This is a genomic window from Roseovarius sp. D0-M9 (assembly GCF_037083805.1).
GTDB lineage: Bacteria > Pseudomonadota > Alphaproteobacteria > Rhodobacterales > Rhodobacteraceae > Roseovarius.
In genome coordinates, this window is sequence record NZ_JBAPKZ010000072.1 from 1 (window position 1) to 7,310 (window position 7,310).

Sequence of the window (7,310 nt, forward strand, 5' to 3'; positions counted from 1 at the left end):
ACGGAGCATCCCAAACCGGGCGTCCGCCGCCGATGCCACAGAGAACCGCCTTGAAATCCATGCGGCAGGAACAACGTCCTTCAAGCCCGACTTATTCAGCAGCCTGCTAGAGCTTCAAGCCGTTCAAGCAAACGGCAACCAGCACCGCGCCGAACGTGTCGGCGATACGAGGATGCAGTCGCAGGATTCGACCAACTCACCCCATCGTCCAGCAGCCAAGTCAGCATGATCGGGCAACTGCCACGGCACGGATCGCGTCAACAGAGTTCATCTGGATCCGGTACTTGATCTCCCCAGACGCGTCTGCTGGCGCGTCCCCATTGGCGAATTGCCGATCAGGGGTCTCATGCCAGCCATTCCTCGGCAATCTTCACATAGATGTCGGTACATGCACGGATGGAATTAGCGCTCGCAGTCTCATTCGTCTGACCGCTCATCCCGAGATCGCCTGGCCCAAGAATGGCAAATGGGACATCCAGGCCGTCCAAGAGGATCGCGCCATCACTGTAGTAGGATACGCCCTTGACCGCTGGCACTCGGCCGGTACACGCCAACACAGCGCCTGAACAAGTCTCAATGAAAGGACTGTCAGGGCGTTCCTCGACCGCCGCCTTGAAGTCAGTTGTGCGCAAGCTCATTCGTGGCGGAAGCACCGCCTCGATCTGAGCGATTACGTCAGCTGGGTCGATACCCGGCCCAAAGCGTACGTCGATTTCGGCCGTGCAGCGGTCGGGTGTCACGTTCACGGCGCTGCCGCCCGAGATGCGCCCCACCGCGACCGAGGGCGGCGAAAGCAGCGAGTGGCTTGGCAGGTGCAGCGACAGCCCCCGTAGAGCAATGATTGCATCGGCCATCACATCTATGGCGTTTACGCCGCGGATGCCCGATACATGGCCTATCTCGCCCCGCGCTTCGGCTTCAAGCCAAAGAATGGCCTTCTCCACGACAATCAGGTCCAATGTCGAAGGTTCACCGCACAGAAAAGCGCCGATTTCTTTCTGGAAGCCTTGTTTCACGAGATGTCGCGCACCCAGGCAGTTCGCGCTTTCACCGGCTGTGAAAGCCAGGATCACATCGCCGGCAAGCGGTGCCTGCCGACGATTCAGGCGATCCGCTGCCGCGACAAAAGCCGCAACTGCCGATTTCATGTCAGAAGCACCTCGCCCCCTGATCCGATCGTCAAGAATATCGCCAGCGAACGGGTCAAATGACCACGGCATCTCTCCGACCGGCACAGTNCCCCCTGATCCGATCGTCAAGAATATCGCCAGCGAACGGGTCAAATGACCACGGCATCTCTCCGACCGGCACAGTATCGAGATGGGCCGACATCACCAGCGCAGGCTTTTCCCCGCGCCCAGGTATCCGTCCGATGACATTGGCGCGGCCGGGCAGAAATTCGTCGAGTTCTGTCGAAATCCCGATCTGTCGCAGCATCCTAGCAACAGCGTGCGCGACAGCCAGTTCACCCCCCGGAGGATCACAGCTTGGAATGCGCACGAGTTCGGCAGTCAGCTGCGCAGGGTCAATCATTGGCAAGTCTCGCAAAGCAGGGTTGTCCGAATGGAAGCATGTTACTTCATGAACTATTTGGCAAAAATCTTAAACATTGGAAAAACTGACCGCGTTTCACGGTGAAGTGGGCTCATAGACAAGACTTGCTCGGGTCTCAGGAGACATTCACGGGCCCTTGCCACGCCGGATGCAGCTTTTGCATTCCTGTCGTTCGTACATCTAGCGGCATTTTCAACGAGCAGATGACAGCCGAGCGTAACAAAATGGCAATTCGCTGCAGGTGATTCAATGTCAGCTTCTAAAGGCAAAGCGCTTTACCGCAATGCTATGGCGCCATTACACAAAGGAGTTCGAACATAATTGAGGCCCCCAAGAATGCCGTGCCTCCGTTCTGATCGAAAGGGGGCGATACTTCGACCAAGTCCGCACCAATGATGTTTACTTTGTCTAACGCCCGAACGACCTGAACAGCTTGATATGAATTTGGCCCACCAATTTCCGGTGTGCCGGTTCCGGGCGCAAAGGCCGGATCGACAAAGTCGATATCGTACGAAATATAGGTGTCGCTCTCTCCAACAATCTCACACGCTTCCTCCATTACGTCATCAACTCCACGAGCGTGAAACTCCTCGATGGGGATGACGCGAATTCCCACAGCATCGGCAAAGTCGCGGTCCTCATTGTCATAGGTTGTCCCGCGAATACCAATCTGAACGACTTTGCGGGGATCAAGGAGCCCCTCTTCAACCGCGCGTCTGAATGGTGTGCCATGGGTATACTGTGTACCATCGAAGTAGCTGTCAAAGAGGTCGGTGTGACTATCGAAATGGATCATCGACACTGGCGCGTCTTTTGCCAGAGCCCGGAGCACTGGCAGGGAGGTTAGGTGATCCCCGCCTCCCGTTAGCGGTCGAATGCCGGCGGTCTTGACGGCTTCGTAAAACGAGGTCACGCGCGACATCGTCGCCGCCAAGTCTGCGGGGTTGGGTGCCACATCGCCAAGGTCCGCACAATTCGCAATGTCAAAGGGGCGCACGCCAGTGGCCCCGTTTTGAGCACGCATCATTGTCGACATATCACGCAATTGGCGTGGTCCGTGGCGCGGGCCGGGGCGATTGGTGGTGCCACTGTCCCAAGGCACACCTATCAGGCCAATATCAACATCCTTGATTTTGGGATCTTCAAGCGCGACATGCGGCAAACGCATGAAGGTGGCAACGCCTGCAAAACGAGGAAGATCGAAGCCGGAAACCGGCCGGAAATACTCGTCGCTCATTATTACTCTCCATTACTGCATCAAACTATCTCTTCATTCGTTTCCATCGCAAGAGCAGACACTCGCTGCAATATGGATAGTTGGAAGTAGGGGCTCGGTCCTGCCAATCGCTGCGTTTGGTCTGAACAGCGGCTGTCAGGAAACGGGCCAAACTTTGCAAACTTCACTTTCTGCGCACAGTTGTCGTTCGTGACCAGCGCAGCTAACGGCAGATCACCACCCGATTTGCGCAGGCGAGGGCGTCTCGACGAACACGGCCCGCTCCTGCCACTTAAGGTGAGGCCCCACGCGGCGTTGCAGTATAACCAGACTTGCCACTCGCTGCGCCTGCAGAGGTGAGCAGTGCCCGGGCTTACCCCATGCTCCATGCTACATGATCGATGTTTCCGAGCCAAACCTTCCGGTCACTGTTTGACGTATCCACCCCGCTGTCACCGATAGCGTTTAGCGCGGCGAATGACGGGTTCGATCGGGAGTTTCGAGGCGCAGGATTTGCTTCGGTGGGCGGGACCGCCTATCGAATAATATGATCACAAGCGATAGCGTTCGGAACCAAGGCCTCACCGCCACCGCCGCTATGCGAGACACCTGCCAAATGGGGCAGCCAAGGAGGATACGATGCGACGAAGTCACGGCCTGGAAAAGTCTGAGCTTAAATCTCTTCGCCAAGGAACAACGGATTCGCGCGCCGTCCAGAGTTACTACGACGACTGGGCCGACAGATATGATGAGACACTGGCAGAGTGGCAGTATCGGGCGCCCGAAGACGCCTCTGATCTACTCGCGCCACATCTCGGGGATGGCGCACGAGTTCTGGATGTCGGATGCGGCACCGGGTTACTGGCGAGTGCCCTGCGCAAGCGCGGCAACTACCCAGTCGACGGCATCGACATATCGGCCGAGTCGCTGCATCTGGCTGAACAGCGCGGCGACTACGCGCGGTTGCTACAGCACGACCTGCAGGATATTCCTCTCCCCGTGCAGAACAACTCCTATGACGCAGCCGCGTCAGTCGGTGTCCTGACCTATATCGAAGACGCCGAAGCGCTTCTGCGCGATCTCTGCCGCTGCGTCCGTCCGGGGGGCGCGATCACCTTTACTCAGCGCACCGACCTGTGGCAGGAACGGGCCTTCCCGGAAACGATCGCCCGACTGGAACGCGACGGTCTTTGGGTCAATCACCATATCAGCCCGCCGCAGCAGTACCTGCCCGGCAACGAGCAATTTTTGGACGAGATAAATGTCATCCATACCCTTTGCATAGTCACCTGAGGGCGCGGGCGATCAGTGGTTGGAGTCCCGTGCTGGGCTGCTTGCGGCCCTTTGCTGCCGTTGACGCAAGGGTCTCGCCGCTGCGCTGCAGCCTGCAAGAGCCGTCATTCGCTGCGATTGCATCAATGGACAAAGGGCGGAGGTCGGCGCTACGAAGCGAAGTGGTCATTCCCTTATCGTTTTGACACTCACCCGAAGGCTTCGGTTTTGCGTGCAAACCGTAATAACTTTACACTGACCCAATGATTCAAGACATGTTGACCATGCCTCGACCGATCCTTTGGTCCTTTCGACGCTGTCCTTATGCAATACGGGCGCGGATGGCAGTGTTGAGCGCGGGACTGGAGGTGGAGCTGCGCGAGATCAAGTTAAAAGACAAGCCGCAGGCGTTTCTCAGTGCCTCACCCTCGGCCACGGTACCCAATCTGCAAGCGGGCGATCTGAATTTGGATGAGAGTCTCGACATCATGCTGTGGGTGCTTGGGCAAAGTGATCCGCATGGGCTTCTGAAAATGCCAAACATAGGCAAAACCCTGATTGCCCAGAACGATGGGCCCTTCAAAGCCGCGCTTGATCATACAAAATACGCCGTCCGCTATCCTGATCGGAATCCACAATCCGAGCGGGCGAAAGCGTCTGATTTCATTCAGTCTCTTGAGACACGATTGGCCGCGCAGGCGTTCCTGACGGGAGACACGCCCACCCTCGCCGACATTGCGATCTTTCCATTTGTGAGGCAGTTCGCTCATATTGACCGCGCTTGGTTTGACGCCCAGTCTTGGCCACATGTGATTCTTTGGCTCGACGGCTTCCTTCAGAGCGCCGATTTTCAGACGGCCATGACGAAAGTCCCTGTTTGGGACGGCGGCCCGCACCTCTTTCTTTTTGGCAACGCATCTGAATAACTTGTACAATGGTAGGAAAATCCCTGAACCAGAAGAACTTGGAAGCCTTAGGCGCAGAAACTCTCGCTGAGCTGCTCCTTGAAGCTGTCAAAGGCGATGCTGCCCGGCAGCGGCAGGTGCGCATGGCGCTGTCTTCTGAGCAAAGCTCGAAAGAGGCCGCCGCTGACATCCGCAAGCGGGTGGCTCAAATCCGGCGTGCCAGAAGCCGGATCTCCGCGCGCGCGCGCCGCACATTGGCCAAAGAACTGGCTGGCTTGATTGACGTCATTTTGACCCGCGTCGCACCCGAAGACGTAAGCCTTGGCTTTGATCTGCTCTGGTCGCTTTTGCAGCTCGCTCCCGACATCTATGCGCGCACCGACGACAGCAATGGCACAATCGGTGACGTTATGGATGCCACAATGGACGCAATTCAAACCCTCGCCCCGCGTCTCGATCGCGACCCTAAGCTGCTTGCCAATCAGGTGTTCGAGGCCCTGCAAGACAATGGCTACGGCGAATTCGACGGCGTGATCCCTGCCTTGTCCGAGGCATTGGGCGATCCGGGTTTGACCGCGCTCAAGGCGCGTGCAGAAGAGGCAATGGATGCGCCTGTCACCCCGGACGACACTGAGTATTTCGGTGTTCTTGCAAGCGCGGATCGACGCCTTGAGATGGCAAAAGACAGCCGCGACCGAACGCTCCGAATGATCCTATCCGACATTGCCGATGCTCAGGGCGATGTGGATGCGTGGCTGTCGCAGTACAGCGCGCAGCAACTGACGTATCACACGATTGCGCCGGATGCTGCGCGGCGGCTCTTGGCGGCAGACCGGGCCGAAGAGGCCCTGCGGACCATGGAAACTTGCATCGCCTCCGGGCACAGCACAGACCGCTTCTTTGATACGCCCGAGGTAGACAGCGCCCATTTCGCGTGTCTCGAAGCCCTGGGCAAAGAGAACGACCTGCGCCGCGCCATGTGGACCCGGTTTGAAACGCGCCTCTGTGCGGAAACCCTGCGCCGCTACGTCTCGCGCCTGCCCGATTTCGAAGATGATGAGGCGCTGCTGGACGCCCGAGCCCACGTGCGCAACCATCCCGACCTGCTTCAAGGGCTTATCCTCTGTTTGAGTTGGCCTGATCCAGCGCTGGCCGCTGATTTGGTCCTGTCCCGTCACGAGGAGCTGGACGGCAACACTTATGAACTCCTTACCCCGACATCCGAGCTGCTGGAGGCCGAACATCCCCTGGCCGCCACACTGGTCTGGCGGTCGATGATCACCTTTGCCCTTCAAAACAACCGCGCCAAACGCTACCGCCATGCCGCCCGGCACCTCGCTTCCTGCGCTCGGGCAGAAATGGCGATCACGGATTACGGTGCCTTTCAAAGTCACGAGGCTTTTGTCAACGACCTGCGCCGCAGGCATCCACGCAAACACGCCTTCTGGGACAAGGTCGATCACTAACGCCGTATCTTAAAGACGTAAGAACAAATGTGGCATCCGGCCCAAATGAGACATTCACAGCAGCGATCGACGCCGCGATGCAGCTTCACCAAAGCAGACATCACATAGGATGGCCGAAAAGTGGTTTTACCGGCTCAATTCGGTATCTCTTCTTGAATTCGTTAAGCACCATTTCGAGCGTCGCTTCAAACGCGCTCTGGTCAAACATCATCGTTTTCTTTGCTTCGTGGAGGTACCGCCAGTCGATAAATGCATCTTTGTGCTGTGAAAGAATATCACGAATACCGTAGTCGACAAAAAAGACACTGGGGTGACAAGGGTTTACTGATCGCTTGAACTCCTCGTCAAGCCTCTGCTGGCTTTCGGGCAGCAAGGCATCAAACAGCTTTGTTAGGTCATGCGACTTGACTACATTTGGATCATCGTAGTCAAAAACAAACCATGCCTTGAGCGCCAACTCCATCGAAAGCGACAGCAGCATTGGCTCTACGCCGACATGTTCGCGATCCGACCAGTCTTCAGCCACTTCAAAACGCTGGTCTGGAAAGCTCTTTGTCTTTCGCAAAATCGCCCTGGCGGCATCGCCAATCCTGATTGCTGTCGATAATCGAGCGCTCATCGCTAGTCCTCTAGTTTGTCCGTACCCAGATTGGAGACCAAGCAGCCCCTATGTGCGAATTCATTCGCACGGTGTCGCCGGCCCATACCGGCAATTCGCGCGGCACTGTTATAATCGACAGCCTAGATGCTTATTGTCTTCGGAACAAAACCTTCAGACTTGAGGAAAGCAGGTCCCTTCTCGTTCCGTGTGGGTAGTCGGGCGCACCGGTGCTTGAGCCGCTCCCATATTTCGTGCCTTCGGTAGGCGCGTCCGACGCGGAGACCTCAGCCATCGCA

The 7,310-nt window shown here is 57.2% G+C and carries 7 protein-coding genes; 4 read left to right on the top strand and 3 right to left on the bottom strand.

Going from position 1 to position 7,310, the window contains the following annotated elements:
* Positions 1–229 (top strand): hypothetical protein (locus tag V8352_RS20840; RefSeq protein ID WP_336426189.1); only part of this gene is annotated, 229 nt, incomplete at its 5' end.
* A gap of 115 nt (positions 230–344) precedes the next feature.
* Here V8352_RS20840 and V8352_RS20845 read toward each other — a convergent pair.
* Entirely contained in the window at positions 345–1,220 is an 876-nt protein-coding gene (locus V8352_RS20845; protein ID WP_336426190.1) for a M20/M25/M40 family metallo-hydrolase, read from the bottom strand.
* A gap of 620 nt (positions 1,221–1,840) precedes the next feature.
* Positions 1,841–2,791: an agmatinase gene (gene speB, locus V8352_RS20850; RefSeq protein WP_336426191.1), complete on the bottom strand. Its 951-nt coding sequence runs from the start codon at positions 2,789–2,791 to the stop codon at positions 1,841–1,843.
* A 618-nt stretch (positions 2,792–3,409) separates the two neighbouring features.
* On the opposite strand from speB, the gene V8352_RS20855 reads away from it, so the two are divergent.
* The 3 genes from V8352_RS20855 (at position 3,410) to V8352_RS20865 (ending at position 6,413) form a co-directional block, all read left to right on the top strand.
* Positions 3,410–4,063 carry a class I SAM-dependent DNA methyltransferase gene (locus tag V8352_RS20855; protein ID WP_336426192.1) on the top strand — a complete coding sequence of 218 codons (654 nt, stop codon included), beginning with the start codon at positions 3,410–3,412 and terminating at the stop codon, positions 4,061–4,063.
* 242 nt (positions 4,064–4,305) lie between these two features.
* Entirely contained in the window at positions 4,306–4,968 is a 663-nt protein-coding gene (locus V8352_RS20860) for a glutathione S-transferase (protein ID WP_442971080.1), read from the top strand.
* Between the two features lie 8 nt (positions 4,969–4,976).
* On the top strand, positions 4,977–6,413 hold the full coding sequence (locus tag V8352_RS20865) for a DUF6880 family protein (protein WP_336426193.1): 1,437 nt from the start codon (positions 4,977–4,979) through the stop codon (positions 6,411–6,413).
* A gap of 100 nt (positions 6,414–6,513) precedes the next feature.
* Here V8352_RS20865 and V8352_RS20870 read toward each other — a convergent pair whose 3' ends face one another.
* The gene (locus tag V8352_RS20870; RefSeq protein ID WP_336426194.1) at positions 6,514–7,032 is read right to left on the bottom strand and encodes a hypothetical protein; all 519 of its coding nucleotides are present in this window, start codon (positions 7,030–7,032) and stop codon (positions 6,514–6,516) included.
* Between the last annotated feature and the right edge of the window lie 278 nt (positions 7,033–7,310).